The sequence below is a fragment of the Nonomuraea sp. NPDC052116 genome (assembly GCF_040680035.1).
Taxonomy (GTDB): domain Bacteria; phylum Actinomycetota; class Actinomycetes; order Streptosporangiales; family Streptosporangiaceae; genus Nonomuraea; species Nonomuraea angiospora_A.
Map to the genome: position 1 here is coordinate 58,201 of NZ_JBFAWA010000047.1, position 16,872 is coordinate 75,072.

The following is a 16,872-nucleotide window of genomic DNA, read 5'->3' on the forward strand; positions in this document are numbered from 1 at the left end:
CGTGGGCCCGATCTCCAGGTTGGCGCCCAAGCCGATGCGCTTCGTGCTCAACTGGGGCCGGCGCTACTCACTGTGGGTGTTCAACTTCGGGCTGGCCTGCTGCGCCATCGAGTTCATCGCGACCTCGATGAGCAGGCACGACTTCATCAGGTTCGGCGTGATCCCGTTCGCGAACGGCCCGCGCCAGGCCGACCTGATGATCGTCTCCGGCACGGTCACCGACAAGATGGCCCCGGCCGTCAAGCGCCTCTACGAGCAGATGCCCGACCCCAAATACGTGATCTCGTTCGGCGCCTGCTCCAACTCCGGCGGCCCCTACTGGGACTCCTACTGCGTGACCAACGGCGTGGACCAGATCATCCCCGTCGACGTGTACGTCCCCGGCTGCCCGCCTCGCCCTGAGGCTCTCCTGTACGGGATCATGAAGCTCCAGGAGAAGATCGCCGACGAGAAGCTCAGCGACCGGTACGTGTGGTCCCGCTCCCACGGGGAGGACGCGTGACCACCGAGGGAACTCCGGACCGACCGGACAACACCCCCGACCCCTCGAACGCCTCCAACCCCCACGACCAGCAGCCACCCGAGCGGCCCGAACCCCGCCCACCCACGCAGCCGTCCGAGGGGCCCGGAACACGCCCGTCCGAGCAGCCCGGGACCCGCCCACCTGTACAGCCGTCCGAGCGGCCCGAACCCCGCCCATCCACACAACCCACGGACGGCGGCACCCAGCAGCCCACGCCGCATCACCCCCCCGACACCACTGGCCTCCCTGGCAGTCTCGCCCAGGTGGAGGCCCAGTTCGGGGACCGTGCCGAGATCTCCGAGTCCTACGGCGACACCACGATCGACGTGGCCCCCGCCGACTGGATCGAGCTCCTGACGTTCGTCCGAGACGACCTCGGCTACGCGTTCTTCGACTGGCTGACCGGCGTGGACGACCCGCCGGAGGCCTTCCTCGTCGTGGCCCACGTCTACAACCTGACCGCCGGAGCACGCCTGCTCCTCCGCACCCGCGTACCCCGCGAAGACCCCCACCTCCCGACCGCGGTAGGCGTCTACCGGGGCGCGAACTGGCACGAGCGCGAGACGTACGAGATGTTCGGCGTGATCTTCGACGGTCACCCCTACCTCGTGCCCCTCCTCCTGCCCGACGGGTTCGAGGGCCACCCGCTCCGCAAGGATTTCATCCTCGCCGCCCGCGTGGCCAAGCCGTGGCCCGGCGCCAAGGAGCCCGGCGAGTCGGGACATGGCGCACCGAGCCGCCGCAAGACACTTCCGCCAGGAGTTCCAGCCGACTGGGGGCCGCCCGATGCTTGAAGTGGTGCTGAGCTTCGCCGTCATCCTCATCGTGTTCCTGGTTCTGCCGCTGATCGTCGGCCAGACCGAGCACAAGGTCATGGCTCACATGCAGTCGCGGCTGGGCCCCATGTACGCGGGTCGTTTCCACGGCTGGGCGCAGCTCATCGCCGACGGGGTGAAGTTCGCGCAGAAGGAGGACATCATCCCGGCCGCGGCCGACCGCCGCATTTTCATGATCGCCCCCGGCGTTGCGCTCGTCCCCTACCTCGTCGTACTGATCGCCATCCCCATCGACCGTGGCCGCGTGGCCGTGAATCTCGACCTCGGCCTCTTCTTCGTCCTCGCCGTCATGGGCATCGGCGTCCTCGGCTCGATCATGGCCGGGTGGGCCTCGGCCAACAAATACTCGGTGCTCGGTGGGATGCGTTCGGCCGCCCAGCTCATGTCGTACGAGCTGCCGCTGGTCCTGGCGGCCTCCTCCGTCGCCATGGCCGCGGGCACGCTGTCGATCCCCGGCATCGTCGAGGCGTGGCAATGGTGGTGGCTGCCGTGGCAGGCCGTCGGCGGCGTCGTCTTCTTCCTGGCGGGGCTCGCCGAACTGCGCCGCCCTCCGTTCGACATGCCGATCGCCGAGTCCGAGATCATCATGGGCCCGATGACCGAGTACACAGGCATGCGCTTCGCGCTGTTCATGCTCTCCGAGTACGTCGGGATCGTGGTCCTGTCGTTCCTGACCACCGTTCTGTTCCTGGGCGGCTGGCACGGCCCGTTCCTCCCCGGCTGGCTGTGGACTCTGATCAAGGTCTTCGCGCTGTCGTTCGTGGTGATCTGGCTGCGCGTCACGTTCCCCCGGCTGCGCGAGGACCAGCTGCAAAAGCTCGCCTGGGCCATCCTGGTCCCCCTGGCCCTCGGCCAACTGGCCCTGACCGGCATCATCAAGGTTCTCTTCTAGAGGCGAAACTTTAGGTTCGCTTTATTCGTCGTACCTGGGCAGGGGGCCTTTGGGGGGTATGACTATGGACCATCTCGTCCCGATCTCAGGCGCGACAAAGGGCGAACTCCGCCCGGAAACCATTCTGACATCACACGACCGAACGTTGGTCGTCACCGACGTTGCTTCAGACCATTCCGTACGCGTGACACCTGCGAGCCTCTACCACTACAACTGCGAGCAGGTCACCACCAAAACCGGCAAGCTCCAACCCGTGCAAGGCATAGCGGCCCTGGACGCGGACGGCCTGGTCCTGCTCGACCTGCCGGGCGAGTGGCACAAGCCCGACCTGGAGCTTTTCGCGCACAGGGCAGGCATCCCATTGCTGGACGCCCGCTCCTACCCTCCGGCCCGCGTACGCGCCGTCCTGGCAAGCCGCGCTCCCGGCTGGCAACGCTTACGCGGCCTCCGACCGTTATTCCCGCGCAAATGGCATAAACCGGTGGCCATTTGTGCGGGAATCGCAGGCCTGGCCCTCATGGCCTACCTCGCGTCTCTGGGCATGTGGGCCGCCTGGCGCGCTGTCTCGTCAATGGGCCGGTTCCTCCTGGAAATGTTTGAATCCAAATGGCTGATGGTCGCCTTCAGCCCCGCACTGCTGGTGTTACGCCCCGTCTTCGGACGATTAGCCCGCTGGCGGGCGCGTAGAGGCACCCTCCTGCCCTCAGCGGGCCGCGGACCGGACCTCAAGGCAAACTCCTCCGGCACACTCCAGATCTTCCATGGCACGGAGGTCACGGCCACCCGGCGAATCGGCGCATCCCCGCGCGAAGCCTTCAGCCTGCTCCTCTATCAGTACGACAGCCTCACCGGCCTCTTCATCCTCGACGTAACCGGCAGCCCCCTCCACCATCTCCCGGGCCGCTGGCTCCCCGAACACGCCCACGCCTTCACCAAACGCCACAACCTCTCCCTCGCCGTACACCGCATCTCACGCGAGGAGTACCTCAACCTCACCAGAGCCACCAAAGAAGCCACCCCCTGACAACGCCGGAGCAGCCGCGACAAGAACAGCAGCACCCACCCACGCACCCGAACCAACTCCCGTTGGCGGACACCCGCGTTCAGCCACCCACACTGACAACACGCCCGGAGCCCAACCGGTTGAACGGCCTGCCCGGTTGAGGATCCGCCCGATTCGGCGGCGCCCAACCAGCCTGAGCGCTCATCACACAATCAACGACGTCAACAACAGCGCCAACACCCCCAGACCAGCAGCGCCTGCCCATGTCGAAGGCGCGCCGGGCGATCAACGACGCCAACGCACCCAGGCCAGAGGCGGCAGCGGTCAACGGCGCCGAGAACCCCAACTGCTCACCCAGCACGTCCGCCCAAGGCGCCAAGCGCGTCACACCGCAACCCATCCCTCCCAAGACCGGGAGGCCGGAGACCGCCTGGGCGGCAACAACTCAGTGCACGATCGCCAACATCACATCAGACGCCGAAGGCCGATCTTCAGGCCGCTTGTTAAGACAAGACCCCACAACCCCCCGTAAAGCAGGCGACAGCGGCGACAGGTCCGGATGCAGCGTGAGCACCCGGTTGAACACAGCAGGCACGGTGTCCTCCCCGAAGGCAGGCCGCCCCGTAGCCGCGAACATGATCGTCACAGCCCAGCTGAACACGTCGGAAGCCGGCCCCACAGCCTCCCCGGTCAGCTGCTCAGGCGACATATAAGGCGGCGTCCCGACCATCTTCCCCGACGTCATCGTCACCTGATCCAGTGCCCGGGCGATCCCGAAGTCGATCACCCGAGGCCCGTCGTTCCCGATCAGCACATTGCTCGGCTTGAAATCACGATGCACGATCCCCGCCTTGTGGATAGCCGCCAACGCTCCGGCTGTGGATAACGCCAGCCTGGTCAGACTGTCCTCATCACGCGGACCGTGTTTCTTGACGAGCTGCTCCAGCGAGGGCCCCTCCACGTATTCGCTGACAATGTAGGCATGCTGCCCGGAGATGTTCACGTCGAGCACACGGGCTGTGGAAAACGTCGCCACCCGCCGCGCCGCGTCGACCTCCCGCGCGAACCTGGCCCGCGCCATCTCATCGACGAGATCGTGCAGCACCTTCACGGCCACTCGCGTCCCGTTGGGCGCCGCGGCCAGGTAAACCGCCCCCTGCCCACCGCGCCCGAGCGACTGGAGCACCCGATAGTGCCCGATCCACTCAGGCTCTCCGGGGCGCCGCGGGCGCGACTCGGGCTCGGTCGTACGCCGCCGGTAGTTCTCGCCACGTCCGGGACGTGGCGGATGGGTGTCGGCAGAGTCGGTACGCCGCTGGTACGTCTCGCCCGAGGCGGGACGCGGCCGGTGCGCCTCGGCCGAGGCGGGGCGCGGCCGGTGCGTCTCAGCAGGGCCGGGATGCCGCTGATAGGGTCCGGGCTCCCGATGGCCATGCTGATGGGAGGGCGAGGTCGTCCTCTGGTGCAGATTCGTGTGCTTCGGATGCACCGGCCCCCGGAGCCGCGCCCGCACCATGGTCGGCACCAGGATTCCCGAGTGAATGGCCCCGCCGAGCCAGCTGACGAACAGCCCCAACGAGACCAGCACGGACAGCGGCTGCGGAATGTCTTCGAAGGTGTCGTACGCCAGCGCCGAGATCACGAACGACCCGATGCAGACCAGATAGGCGGACGCCGCGAAGACCTGCCAGATGCTCCGCAGCCAGAACGCGGCGAACCCGATGGTGAACGGGGTCGCCAGCCCGCACGTGAACAGGGGCAGGCAGGCCCAGACGACGGCGGCCGCCCACGCCCCGCCACCGGGACGGACCTGATGGCTCTGCTGCATGGCCGAGAGACTATCGCCCCGGCACGGTTCATACCGGGCATGCACACAGCTTGTGGATAACTCCCGGTCAACCTGTGGACAGCTGTGGAAAACCGGGGACCCTGTCCCCAATCATTTGCCTGCGGGACCAATTGCGTCATGATATTGAAGCATGGGGCGGATACCAGGAGTCGGACTGGCAAAGGGGCTGTCCATCACCCTTCGCCACATGCTGCGCAAATCGGTGACGCAGCAGTATCCCGAGGTCAAGCCTGCCCTCCCGCCGCGCAGCCGCGGCGTCATCGCCCTGGTCGAGGAGAACTGCACCTCTTGCATGCTCTGTGCCCGAGAGTGCCCCGACTGGTGCATCTACATCGACTCCCACAAGGAGACGATCCCGGCCCCCGAGGGCGGCCGCCCCCGCCAGCGGAACGTCCTCGACCGCTTCGCCATCGACTTCAGCCTGTGCATGTACTGCGGGATATGCATCGAGGTATGCCCGTTCGACGCCCTCTTCTGGTCTCCGGAGTTCGAGTACGCGGAAGGCGACATCCGCAACCTCATCCACGAGAAGGACAAGCTGGCCGCCTGGACCCAGACCGTCCCCCCGCCTCCGGCCCACGACCCGGGCGCCGAGCCTCCGAAGGAACTCACCGCCGCCCCCCGCCGTCCCGCCGCCCGTACGGCACGCACAGCGGAACCACCCCAGCGCAGAGGTACGGCAGCCAGCCCCTCCCCAGGCACGCCGAAGACCCGGCCGGCAGCGGGAACAAGCGACACACCACCCACCCCCGACGCGCTGGACGCAAGGCCCGCAACGGGAGCAAAAGGCCCACAGCCCGCAACCAGCGCAGCAGGGCTCCCCAGAACAACATCCGAAGCTGGCGTCCCCGGAACAACGCCTGCAGCTACCGTCCCGGAAACAACGTCAGAAGCCGATGTTTCCGGAACTACGCCTGCAGCTGGCGCATCCAGGACGATGCCCGGAACCGGCGCATCCGGGACGATTCCCGAATCCAGCACCCCAGGCACGGCCCCCGACACCTCAGCGACGACGTCCACGCCCGACGCCCAGGACGGGGAGCCCACTGCGGGCGCGCCCGGATCAGGCCCTGCGACCGCTCCGTCACGCACGCCAAGCGGACGCCCACGCCGACCCATCCAGAACGTACGGGGGATCCGTCCTCCAGGCGCCCTCCCATCCCGCGCTCAGGACGACGCCTCTGAGTCGAATGCCGACGTGCCGCGCTCCGCCCTCCCTCCGGAAGAGGACCAGACGACCACATCTCGCCCCGCAGGAGAAGGCGAGACGGCCGCAGCCCCCACAACGAAGGACGACAACCCGGCGACCAGCGCGCCTTCCCCAACGGCGGCCACTACCTCGCCCCCCACGGAAGACGGCGAGACTGGTCCCTCCGCGAAGGAGCCGCCCCAGGGACAGGCTTCATCCACAGGGCAGCCGTCCTCAGAAAAGTTGTCCACAGCCTCGGGCGTCCCGCAACCGAAGCCCGAGCCGGAGGAGCAAACTTCTGCCGCGAGCTCCCGCAGGCGCAGGATGGCCGATCCACGGTCCATCCGACCGCCCGGGCGGCTCGGCCCTGACAAGACAAGGGAGTCCGAGGAGGAGTCGTGACCGAGGCGGTGCCCTCCTACCTGTCACCCACCGGGCAAGAGATCGTCTTCTTGCTGCTGGGCGCGGTAGCGGTTGGATCGGCGCTGCTTGTCGTCACGACCAAACAACTCGTCCACGCCGCCCTCTGGCTCGTGGTGTCCTTCGGTGCCCTGGCGGGCTGCTATCTGGTGCTGACCGCCGAGTTCGTGGCCTGGGTCCAGGTGCTGATCTACGTGGGCGCGGTGGTCGTGCTGCTGTTGTTCGGCATCATGCTCACCCGGGCCCCCATCGGCCGCTCCACAGACCTGGACAGCGGCAACCGCCCGGTCGCAGCCCTGGTGGCGGTGGCGACCGCGGCCATTCTCGTCACGGTGGTGATCGACGGATTCCACACCGCCTACACACCGTTGATCCCAGGTCAGGGAGCCGCGAAGGAGCTGGGCGCCAGTGTGTTCGCCACCTGGGTGCTGCCGTTCGAGGCGCTGTCCGTGCTCCTGCTCGCCGCCCTGATCGGCGCCATCGTCCTGTCCCGTACGGACATCCCCGGCGGCGCGCCGTCCGCTCATGCCGGGAGCAACACCCCACCCGACGAGACGAGCGCCACAAGCTCGCCGACCGAAAAGGACTCGGCACCTCGGCGGGTCGGAGGTCACTCAGCCGGGGAGGATGCGCATACGGGGGATAGGTCACCATCCACTCGGAGCGGGGAAAGCTCGCCAGCCCGGCCGGAGACCAGCCCGTCACCCCCCGACACCCAGGGCAACTCGGTGCCCGACCGGACCGGGGGTAATCTGCCGCCCGACCAGACCGGGGGTCATTAGTGCACATCGTCTACCCGGCTGTGGTCTCCGCGCTCCTGTTCTCCATCGGCGTCTATGGCGTGCTCGTTCGCCGCAACACGATCCTCGTGCTGATGTCGGTCGAGCTGATGCTCAACGCCGTCAATCTCAACCTGGTGGCGTTCGACGTGTGGCTGGCCGACCGCCTCCACAGCGGCCAGGTCCTCACCCTGTTCGTCATCGTCATCGCGGCCGCCGAGGTGGGCCTGGGCCTCGCGATCGTGCTGGCGCTGTACCGCAACCGCCGTACCGTCGACATCGACCACCTCCGCGACCTCGCCGAACCCACCGACGAGCCCACAGAGGCGCCGGCGATCGCGGGCACTCCCGCCGAGCCCGCCGACGCCGCGCGCTCAGCAACGACATCGGTACGAGGCCACGCCATTGCCCCGGAACACACCCCTGACCCCGCCGCATCCGATCCCGCCACGCCCGCCAACACGGTTGAGCCCACCGAAGGTCGTCCACCCGCCACCGCCGAGCCCAACGAGCACCACCACACCCAGCTGGCTCAGGCACCCCAAGCAGCCTCAGACGGGACAGGTGAGGCGGATCGGACAGGGAAGGCGGAGACCGAAGGCGGCCGTGGGGACGAGCAGCCCGCCAAGCGAGGTGGCACGCTGTGACGACATTCCCGCTCATCGCCGTGCTCCTGCCCTTCGTCGCCGCCGCGGCAGGGCTCCTGCTCTCCCGCTGGCCCCACCAGCGCCTCGGCGCCCCCTCCAGCACAAGAGGGCCCAAGACACCCAGCCCAGGCGCCCCAGCCGGCAGCCTTGGGACGACGACGCCCGCCTCCGAAGCCACGACATCCACCCCAAAGGCCACAACCCCGGCCCTCGAAACCGCGACCTCCGCGATAGAGGCCACAACGCCCGAGCACGAAGCCAGGACAGCCGAGACGGCTACGGCAACCAGAGCGGCGGCCCAGCGAGCCAACACCCGGGCAGCCTGGATCGCGATCCTCCCTACCACGCTCTCAGCGATCCTGGCGGGCTGGCTCGCCTGGGGCCCGGGCGTCGCCTACCTGCACGGCGCGACCACCTCCCCACCCACAGGCCAGACGTACGGCACCATCGTCACCGGCGGCGTCCCGATCACGCTCACCCTCCAGGCCGACAACCTGTCGAGCATCCTCGGCGTCCTGGTCACCCTCGTCGCCCTGGCCGTACAGGTCTACTCCGTCGGCTACCTCAAGGACGACCCGCGCTACCCCTCCTACAGCGCGTTCATCAGCCTGTTCACCAGTGCCATGCTCCTGGTGGTCTACGCGGGCGACCTCCTGGTCCTCTACGTGGGCTGGGAGATCATGGGTCTCTGCTCATACCTCCTCATCGGCCACTGGTGGGAAGACCGGAGCAATTCCCGCGCGGCGGTCAAGGCGTTCCTCGTCACCCGCCTGGGCGACGTCGGCTTCCTCTTCGGCATCTTCGTGCTCGGTCTTGCGGCAGGCAGTTTCCGCATCAGCGACGTGCTGGGCAAAGTGCCGGAGATGTCGGCGGCCACGCTCGTGACCGCCACGATGCTCCTGCTGGCCGGTGTGGCGGGCAAGAGCGCCCAGGTCCCGCTGCACACGTGGCTCCCTGACGCCATGGCGGGTCCCACGCCGATCAGCGCCCTGATCCACGCCGCCACCATGGTCGCCGCCGGGATCTTCATCGTGGCCAGGCTGTTCCCCGTGTTCCTCGCGGCCCGGCCCACGCTCGACGTGCTGGCCGTCGTCGCGGCCCTGGGCATGCTGGGCTCCGCGCTGGCCGCGTTGGCCCAGGACGACCTGAAACGCGTGCTCGCCTACTCCACGATCAGCCAGCTCGCGTACATGGCAGGCGGTCTGGCCGCGGGCTCCGACACGGCGGCCATCTTCCACCTGCTGACTCACGGCGCGTTCAAGGCCCTGCTGTTCCTGTGCGCGGGTGCGGTGATCCACCACGTCGGCTCCAACCTGATGACCCAGATGGGCGGCCTGCGGCGCGAACTGCCGGTGACGTTCGTGACGATGACGATAGGTTTCGCCGCCTTGATGGGCATCCCTCCGGCCAGCGGCTTCTTCAGCAAGGACGGCATCCTGCTGGCCATGGACCGCGCACTGTCCACCGGTGGCCTGACGGACGCGGCCGCGCTCCTCCTGTACGGCTGCGCGCTCGCGACCGTGGCCGTCACCGGCGCGTACGCCACCAGAGCCTGGCTACGCACGTTCTTCGGCCAGGCGCGGGCTGTTGCGCTCCCCGAGCCGGAGCCGGGCACGGCCCACGTCGTGGACGTCACCGAGGGCCCCCGCACGATGCTCGTTCCTGTCGTCGTCCTCGCCGTTCCCGCCCTGCTGCTGGGCTTCGCCGGGGAGCTGCACCTGGACCTCGGCGTGGCCGCCGTCAGCGTCGTGCTCGCCGCGCTCGGCGCCGGGACGGTGTACGCGTTCTGGCGCATCGATCCCATCGCCGACCCCGCCCGCCTGCTGGGGCCGTTGCGCGGGCCCTGCGAGCGGGCGTTCTACGTGGACGGCCTCTACGCCGCGCCGTTCGCACGCCCGGTCCTGGCCCTGGCCAGGCTCGTGGTGCGGACGGACGACGTGGTCGTGGACGGGGCGGTGCGCGCGTCCGGCAGGTCGGCGCGCGGATTGTCCGGGCTGCTGCGGCTGGCCCAGAACGGCAATGTCCAGCTCTACGTGAGCGGCGTGCTGGCCGGTGTCCTGCTGATCGCGGTGGGGGCGGTGGTGTTCACATGACGGCCCGGTATCGCCTCGCCTCGCTGCTGAGGCGGTGGTGCTCGCATGATGGCCTGGTATCGCCTCGGGGCAGAGGCGGTGGCGTTCACATGATGGCCCGGTATCGCCTCGGCGCAGAGGCGGAGGTGCTCGCATGATGCCCTGGCTCTCCGTCGCGCTGCTGGCCGTGCCGCTGCTCGGCGCCCTCCTGCTCCTCCTCGCGCCGCACCGGCTCCGTCCGCTGCTGCACACGTACGGACTGACCCTGTCCGGCCTGACGCTGGCACTGGCCGTGCTGATGGCCGCGACGTTCGACTACTCACGGGGCGCGCGGTCGCAGTTCGAGGTCGACCGGGCGTGGATCCCCGGGCTGGGACTCCGCTTCCACCTCGGCGTCGACGGGATCTCGCTGCCGCTGATCGTGCTGACGGCGCTGCTGACGTTCCTGTGCTTCGTCTACCTGTGCTGGGGCGCCGCGCGGAGGGGGTTCGCGGGGGCGCGGCCGAGGGCACTGGTGTTCACGCTGCTGGTGCTCGAAGTGGGCATGATCGGTACATTCCTCGCTCTCGACCTGCTGCTCTTCTTCGTGTTCTTCGAGATCGTCCTCATCCCGATGTACTTCTTGATCGGCATCTGGGGCGGCGGGGGCCGCCGGGCGGCGTCGGTCAAGTTCATCCTGTACACGCTGCTCGGCTCGGTCGTGATGCTGCTCGGCCTGCTGCTCGTATGGGCTCAGACCGGCACGCTCGACATCGAGGCCCTGAGCGCGGCCCACGGTGCCGGCATGGCGAGGTCTGTGCAGATCCTGGCGTTCGTGGCGATCGGCATCGGCCTGGCGGTGAAGACCCCCATGTGGCCTTTGCACACCTGGCTGCCCGACGCCCACACCGAGGCTCCCACCGTCGGCTCGGTGCTGCTCGCCGGGGTGCTGCTGAAGATGGGCACGTACGGCTTCGCCAGGATCGCCATCCCCATCCTCCCCGAGGGCGCGATGGCGGTGGCTCCGTGGCTCGGTGCGTTCGCCGTGGTGGGCATCATTTATGGCGCTCTGGCCTGCCTCGCCCAGCGTGACCTCAAACGCATGATCGCCTACTCGTCCGTCGGCCACATGGGCTTCGTCCTGCTGGGGTTCGCCACGCTGACGCCGGTCGGCATCAACGGCGCCCTCTTCGCGAACGTCGCCCACGGCCTCATCACCGGCCTGCTGTTCTTCCTGGCCGGGGCGATCAAGGATCGCTACCACACCGCCGACATGCCTTCCCTGGGCGGCGGCATGCTGGCGACGTTGCCGCGGCTGGGCTCGGTGCTCACGTTCGCGTCGATCGCCTCGCTGGGGCTGCCGGGGCTGGCCGGGTTCTGGGGGGAGATGCTGGCGCTGTTCGGGGCCTTCCAGCCGGCGAACGGGCTGCCCCGCGCGCTGTTCGTGACGTACATGGCGATCGGGGGTCTGGGGGCGGTCCTGACGGCCGCGTACTTCCTGGTCATGTTGTCCCGCGTGACCCACGGTCGCCCCCGCTTGGACGAGCGGGAAGGCGTCACACCGGACGAGCGTCCCGTCGTACCTCTCGGCTCGACGGCAAGACGCTCGGCGACGGCCACCCTGGAGCCGCCCCCGAGACCGGAGCCCTACACCGGCCAGAACAAGCCTCCAAGCGCCGCCGAACCCGGCGTTCCTCCGGACCACGCCGCACCGTCCGGTGACGACGCGTACCTGGAAGATGCCGGAGCCGTGAGCGGCGGCACCCTCCCGGGCGGCGCTCAGCGGGTTACCGGCGCGCTCCGGCAGCAGGCGCCAGATGACATCAGGAGTTACGAGCTGCTGGCATGGACACCGCTGGTGGCCCTGATCCTGCTCTTCGGGCTCTGGCCCGGCCTCCTCCTGTCGCTCACCACACCGGCCGTGCAGACCCTGCTGGGAGCCGTCTCATGATCCAGCAGATCGACTACTTCGTGATCGCGCCCCCGCTGGCGCTGGCCCTGGTGGCCGGTCTGGTGCTGCTGCTGGACGCCTTCCTCCCGGCCCGCCCCCGTACGAAGCCCGTGCTGGGGATCGTCACGCTGGCAGGCGTCCTGGTCGCGCTGGCCTTCGTCGTCGCCCAGGCGATCAGAGGCGGCCCGCCGCGATCGACCTTCTGCGTCCCGGCTGACCTCGCCGGTCCCAGCAGGCTGTGCTCCTTCGTGGCGGACGGCTTCACGCTGGTGTTCGCGGGCATCGTGCTGGTCGCGGCCGTGGTGGTCGTGCTGATGTCGATGACCGAGCTGGCGGCCGGCGGCATCCCGGTTGGTGAGTGGTACTTCCTCCTCCTTTGCACCCTCGTCGGCGCGGTGACCCTGCCCGCCTCCCGAGACCTGATCATGCTCGTGGTGGCGCTCGAGCTGGTCTCGCTCCCGGTCTTCGCCCTCACCGCCATGAAGCGTTACGACGGCCGAGCCTCCGAGGCCGCCGTGAAGCTCTTCGTGGTTTCGGTGGTGTCGACGGCCGTCATGCTGTTCGGCGTCTCGCTGCTGTACGGCATCGCGGGCACGGTCTACCTGTCCCGCCTCGCGGCCGTGTTCAGCGGTCAGGCCCCGGCGCCGGGGTTGGCGGAAACCACGACCCTCGCGACGGCCCAGAGTCTGCCTGCCGTCGTCTCGGTCGGAGTCGTGCTCGTCGTGGCGGGGTTCGCCTTCAAGATCGCCGCGGTGCCGTTCCACTCCTGGGCGGCCGACGTCTATCAGGGCGCCCCGGTCCCCGTGGCCGCGCTGCTCTCGGTGATCTCCAAGGCGGCCGGGTTCGCCGGGTTGATCCTCGTACTGGTCGCCGGACTGTCCGGGCAGGCCGCCACCTGGGCGCCCATTGTCGGGATCATCGCCGCGCTGACCATGACCGCGGGCAACCTGCTCGCCATGCGCCAACGCTCCGCCGTACGCCTGCTGGCCTGGTCCTCCGTCGCGCAGTCCGGCTACATCCTGGCGCCGCTGGCGGTGGCGGCCCAGGGCATCACCCCGCGGCTCGCCGGGGGAACCGGCACATACCCAGCCGGAACCGGGGTCGGCGCGGTCGGCACCTCCATGGCGTACCTGGTCATCTACGCCGCCATGAACCTCGGCGCGTTCGCGGTGGTACTGCTCGTCTCCAGGACCGCCACCCGCAACGAACTCGACGACTACCGGGGCCTGGCGTTCCGGCGCCCCGCTGCGGGGCTCGCGCTGGCGTTCTGCCTGGTCTGCCTGGCCGGCCTGCCACCGGGCCTGGCCGGGCTCTTCGCCAAGGTGTTCGTCTTCCGCGAGATCGTGGAGGGCGGCTCGGGCTGGCTTGCCCTGATCATGGCCGTCAACACCGTGATCGGCCTCTACTACTACGCCGTCTGGACCGCGCGCCTCTTCACCCCTCCCACGGCACCGGTCCTCGTCCGGCACCGCCCGACGCCCACGACGTGGCTGGCCATCGGCCTGGCCCTGGCAGTGGCCGTGCTGTTCTCGATCGCCCCCCAACTGGTCCTGGACATGACCGCACTGTCCGCCTTCGGTTGAGAGACGGGCCGTGGGTAAGAAGAAAGTCGCGCTCCGCCCGCAGCTGAGCACGCCGGGGAGCGGCTGGGGAACGAAGCACCGGGTCGTGGTCGTTGGAGGAGGTGAACCCAGACCACGAAGGGGGGAAACCTTGCACCACAACGGTCTGCGCACGGCCATCCTGCTGGGCGGCCTGTCGTCGCTGATTGTCGCGGTGGGCGCGTGGTTGGGCGGCGGCGCCGGTGTGCAGATCGCGCTCGTGCTCGCCCTGGCGAGCAACGGAGTCGCCTATTTCTTCTCCGACCGCATCGCGCTGTCGGCCATGCGCGCCAGGCCGGTCAGCGAGGTGGAGCAGCCCACGCTCTACCGGATCGTGCGAGAGCTCTCCACCGAGGCGCGCCAGCCGATGCCGCGCCTGTACATCTCGCCGACGGTGCAGCCGAACGCGTTCGCGACCGGAAGAAGCCCTCGCAAGGCCGCGGTGTGCGTGACGTACGGCCTGACCAAGCTGCTCGATGAGGCCGAGCTGCGCGGAGTGATCGGGCACGAGCTGTCACACGTGTACAACCGGGACATCCTCATCTCCTCCGTAGCCGGCGCGCTGGCCACGATGATCACCTGGATCAGTTACGTGGCCGTGTTCTTCGGTGGCTCGGACGATGACGAGGGGCCGGGCTTCGTGGGCGCGCTGCTGATGATGGTGCTCGGACCGGTGGCGGCCGGGATGGTGCAGATGGCGATATCCCGGACGAGAGAGTTCCAGGCCGACGAATCGGGTGCCAGGCTCACGGGCGACCCGCTCGCCCTGGCCTCGGCGCTCCGCAAGATCGAGATGGGTGCCCGCAGGCTTCCGCTCCCCGAGAACAGCCGCCTCACCTCGGCCTCCCACATGATGATCGCGAACCCGTTCAGCGGCTCGGGCTTCGGCCGGCTGTTCTCCACGCATCCGCCCACGTCCGAGCGGGTCGCCCGCCTCGAGCGGATGGCCGGCTACCGCCGCTGACCCATGCGCCGATTAACCAAGGCGGAGCGGAGGCTCTGGAACGCGTTCCCCACCGGCCAGACCGTCGAGCTGGGCCCGTTCAAGATCGGTCCGTTCCGTACGGCCGGCGCGAACGCCCCCACGGACGGCCATACATGGGGGCCCGAACGCTCGATCAGAGCCGAAGTGATCGCCCAGTTGCTCCTCGGCGCCCGCGACACAGGCACCGGCTCGGTCCCGGCGGTACGTCTGCGCGGCGCGCGGATCACGGGCCGGCTCACGATCATCGGTGGCTCGATCCCGTACGAACTCAGCCTGATCGGCTGCCATCTGGATGAACCCATCCGTTTCACCGACTCCAACACCCGCACCGTACGCCTGACAGACTGCCGCCTCCCGGGCCTCAGCGGCGGCGGCCTGCGGGTGGCCGGGCACCTCAGCCTGTCCGGCTCGAACATCACCGGCACCGTCCGCCTGAACCGGGCCCAGTTCGAGAGCGGGCTGTGGTTGGGTGGGACCAAGATGACGGCCGACGACGACCAGGGATGGGCGCTCTACGCGAACGCCGTCGTCGTGGACTCCGGCACGTACCTGCGCAACGCCGACATCACCGGAGCAATCGGCCTGGTCGGCGCCCGCCTCAACGGCGGACTCTTCCTGGACGGCGCAACCCTCCGCAATCCCGGTAACCAGGCCCTCATCGCCGACAACATGGTCGTCGAGGACACCATGCGCTGCACCGACGGATTCCTGGCATTGGGCTGCGTACGATTACGCGGAGCGCGAATCAACGGGACACTCTCGCTCGACGGGATCATCCGAAGCCCGGACACCAGCTACGCGCTCCACGCAAGCCACATGGAGCTCCGCGAGCTCTACCTGAAGCCCGCAAAGCCCATCGAAGGCGTCGTCACCCTCGCGCACACCACCGTCGGCACGCTGCACGACAATCCGGACACCTGGCCCGAGAAACTACGTCTGAACGGCCTGACCTACGACCGCCTGCGCGGCTCCGGCGTAACCCGCCGAATCGACTGGGTGGCCCGGGACCCGGAGGGGTTCAGGCCGCAGCCGTACGAGCAACTCGCCGCCTGGTTCCTCAGCGACGGCAACGACGCGCTCGCCCGGCGCACCCAACTCGCCAAACTCCGAGCCCGCCGGCAGACCCAGGGCCTCGGAAGCCGGGCGTGGGGGCGGCTGCTCGACGTCGCGGTCGGGTACGGCTACCGCCCCTGGCTGGCGGGCATGTGGTTCGCCTTGCTGCTGGCGATCGGGACGGTCGTCTTCGCCATCAACCCCCCAAGGGCGCTCAAACCCTCCGAGAGCCCCGATTTCAACGCCTTCGCCTACACCTTCGACCTCCTGCTCCCGATCCCCGCATTCGGGCAACGAGAGCTGTTCGACCCGGGCGGGTGGACGCAGTGGCTCGCGTACGGACTGATCGTCTCCGGCTGGATCCTGGCCACGGCGCTGATCGCCGGCGCTACGCGGATCCTCCGCCCTCAGTGACCTGGCGCAGGATGGACGCGAGATCCGTCGGGAAGAAGGTCTCCTCCGTGCTCTCGAGCTCCTCCGCACTCCACCACCGATAGGCCGTCGTCGTGTCCTTCTCGGTCTGCTCCATGTGATCGAACGACACGACCGCACCGGCCCCCACCCAGATCGCGAAGAACGTCTGATCCTGCGTGACGGCGTACTCGGACCAGTTGAACTCGATCACGCTGTTCCCGTACGGCCCGCTGAGCTCGTCCGCATTCGCCCGGATCCCGACCTCCTCGAACAACTCCCGCGCCGCCGCCTCCTGCAACGTCTCGCCATCCTCCGCCGCCCCGCCGATCGTGAACCAGAACGGCTCATCGGGCCTGGCCGGATCGAAGCCGTGGAGCAGGAGGACCCGATCTTGATCATCAATGGGCAGGGCACGCGCCGTAAAGCGGCGCAGGGGGATCTTCGTCACGTTTACCGAGCTTACGATCGAGCCCCGACATACCGCCCGCCGCCACCCACCATCCTCTAGAGCGATCTGACTGAGGGCGCGATCGGGCTGGGACCCTGGAATTGGACCAGATCAACCTGAAGCACTGTGAGGTCGATCATTCATGTCCATACCACGCAGGTCAGAGATCAAGCGGATGCTGGGCTCAGCCTGAGCTGTCGCAGACATATCGGCGGCTTCGGCTCTCAGCCA

At 68.6% G+C, this 16,872-nt stretch carries 13 protein-coding genes and 1 pseudogene; 12 read left to right on the forward strand and 2 right to left on the reverse strand.

Annotation, left to right across the window (positions count from 1 at the left end; translation table 11 throughout):
- Positions 1–34 precede the first annotated feature (34 nt).
- The 4 genes from AB0L65_RS54815 (at position 35) to AB0L65_RS54830 (ending at position 3,275) form a co-directional block, all read left to right on the forward strand.
- On the forward strand, positions 35–502 hold the full coding sequence (locus AB0L65_RS54815) for an NADH-quinone oxidoreductase subunit B (protein WP_225965718.1): 468 nt from the start codon (positions 35–37) through the stop codon (positions 500–502).
- Positions 503–786: 284 nt separating this feature from the next.
- Entirely contained in the window at positions 787–1,317 is a 531-nt protein-coding gene (locus AB0L65_RS54820; protein ID WP_364264245.1) for an NADH-quinone oxidoreductase subunit C, read from the forward strand.
- Positions 1,310–2,251: an NADH-quinone oxidoreductase subunit NuoH gene (gene nuoH / locus AB0L65_RS54825; RefSeq protein ID WP_364264248.1), complete on the forward strand. Its 942-nt coding sequence runs from the start codon at positions 1,310–1,312 to the stop codon at positions 2,249–2,251. The genes AB0L65_RS54820 and nuoH overlap by 8 nt, the downstream gene beginning before the upstream one ends.
- A gap of 64 nt (positions 2,252–2,315) precedes the next feature.
- Positions 2,316–3,275 (forward strand): hypothetical protein, encoded by a 960-nt coding sequence (locus tag AB0L65_RS54830; RefSeq protein WP_364264251.1) that lies wholly within the window; start codon positions 2,316–2,318, stop codon positions 3,273–3,275.
- Between the two features lie 424 nt (positions 3,276–3,699).
- Here the strand turns inward: AB0L65_RS54830 and AB0L65_RS54835 are convergent, their stop codons facing one another.
- Entirely contained in the window at positions 3,700–5,082 is a 1,383-nt protein-coding gene (locus AB0L65_RS54835) for a serine/threonine-protein kinase (protein WP_364264254.1), read from the reverse strand.
- Positions 5,083–5,395: 313 nt separating this feature from the next.
- On the opposite strand from AB0L65_RS54835, the gene AB0L65_RS54840 reads away from it, so the two are divergent.
- The 8 genes and pseudogenes from AB0L65_RS54840 (at position 5,396) to AB0L65_RS54875 (ending at position 16,193) form a co-directional block, all read left to right on the forward strand.
- On the forward strand, positions 5,396–6,694 hold the full coding sequence (locus AB0L65_RS54840) for a 4Fe-4S binding protein (RefSeq protein WP_364264346.1): 1,299 nt from the start codon (positions 5,396–5,398) through the stop codon (positions 6,692–6,694).
- Positions 6,691–7,494, forward strand: coding sequence for an NADH-quinone oxidoreductase subunit J (locus tag AB0L65_RS54845; protein WP_364264257.1), 804 nt, complete (start codon positions 6,691–6,693; stop codon positions 7,492–7,494). The genes AB0L65_RS54840 and AB0L65_RS54845 overlap by 4 nt, the downstream gene beginning before the upstream one ends.
- A pseudogene (nuoK, locus tag AB0L65_RS54850) lies at positions 7,494–7,793 on the forward strand (NADH-quinone oxidoreductase subunit NuoK); the annotation flags it as partial. The gene AB0L65_RS54845 and the pseudogene nuoK, both read left to right, overlap by 1 nt.
- Before the next feature lie 341 nt (positions 7,794–8,134).
- Entirely contained in the window at positions 8,135–10,231 is a 2,097-nt protein-coding gene (locus AB0L65_RS54855; protein WP_364264259.1) for an NADH-quinone oxidoreductase subunit L, read from the forward strand.
- A 136-nt stretch (positions 10,232–10,367) separates the two neighbouring features.
- A complete protein-coding gene (locus tag AB0L65_RS54860; protein ID WP_364264349.1) occupies positions 10,368–12,140 on the forward strand; it encodes an NADH-quinone oxidoreductase subunit M in 1,773 nt (590 codons plus the stop codon).
- Entirely contained in the window at positions 12,137–13,723 is a 1,587-nt protein-coding gene (locus AB0L65_RS54865) for an NADH-quinone oxidoreductase subunit N (RefSeq protein ID WP_364264262.1), read from the forward strand. Before AB0L65_RS54860 ends, AB0L65_RS54865 begins: the two co-directional genes overlap by 4 nt.
- A gap of 130 nt (positions 13,724–13,853) precedes the next feature.
- Positions 13,854–14,705, forward strand: a complete 852-nt coding sequence (gene htpX / locus AB0L65_RS54870) for a zinc metalloprotease HtpX (protein ID WP_364264265.1) — start codon at positions 13,854–13,856, stop codon at positions 14,703–14,705.
- A 3-nt stretch (positions 14,706–14,708) separates the two neighbouring features.
- Positions 14,709–16,193, forward strand: a complete 1,485-nt coding sequence (locus tag AB0L65_RS54875) for a hypothetical protein (protein WP_364264267.1) — start codon at positions 14,709–14,711, stop codon at positions 16,191–16,193.
- Here AB0L65_RS54875 and AB0L65_RS54880 read toward each other — a convergent pair.
- The gene (locus tag AB0L65_RS54880) at positions 16,168–16,641 is read right to left on the reverse strand and encodes an NUDIX domain-containing protein (protein ID WP_355206734.1); all 474 of its coding nucleotides are present in this window, start codon (positions 16,639–16,641) and stop codon (positions 16,168–16,170) included. The genes AB0L65_RS54875 and AB0L65_RS54880 overlap by 26 nt on opposite strands.
- Positions 16,642–16,872: the final 231 nt, after the last annotated feature.

Bases quoted from the DNA above. Each gene is read 5' to 3' on its own strand.
- AB0L65_RS54815 (WP_225965718.1), top strand. From the start codon at position 35: ATGCGCTTCGTGCTCAACTGGGGCCGGCGCTACTCACTGTGGGTGTTC.
- nuoH (WP_364264248.1), top strand. From the start codon at position 1,310: ATGCTTGAAGTGGTGCTGAGCTTCGCCGTCATCCTCATCGTGTTCCTG.
- AB0L65_RS54830 (WP_364264251.1), top strand. From the start codon at position 2,316: ATGGACCATCTCGTCCCGATCTCAGGCGCGACAAAGGGCGAACTCCGC.
- AB0L65_RS54835 (WP_364264254.1), bottom strand. From the start codon at position 5,082: ATGCAGCAGAGCCATCAGGTCCGTCCCGGTGGCGGGGCGTGGGCGGCC.
- AB0L65_RS54840 (WP_364264346.1), top strand. From the start codon at position 5,396: ATGCTCTGTGCCCGAGAGTGCCCCGACTGGTGCATCTACATCGACTCC.
- AB0L65_RS54860 (WP_364264349.1), top strand. From the start codon at position 10,368: ATGCCCTGGCTCTCCGTCGCGCTGCTGGCCGTGCCGCTGCTCGGCGCC.
- AB0L65_RS54865 (WP_364264262.1), top strand. From the start codon at position 12,137: ATGATCCAGCAGATCGACTACTTCGTGATCGCGCCCCCGCTGGCGCTG.
- AB0L65_RS54875 (WP_364264267.1), top strand. From the start codon at position 14,709: ATGCGCCGATTAACCAAGGCGGAGCGGAGGCTCTGGAACGCGTTCCCC.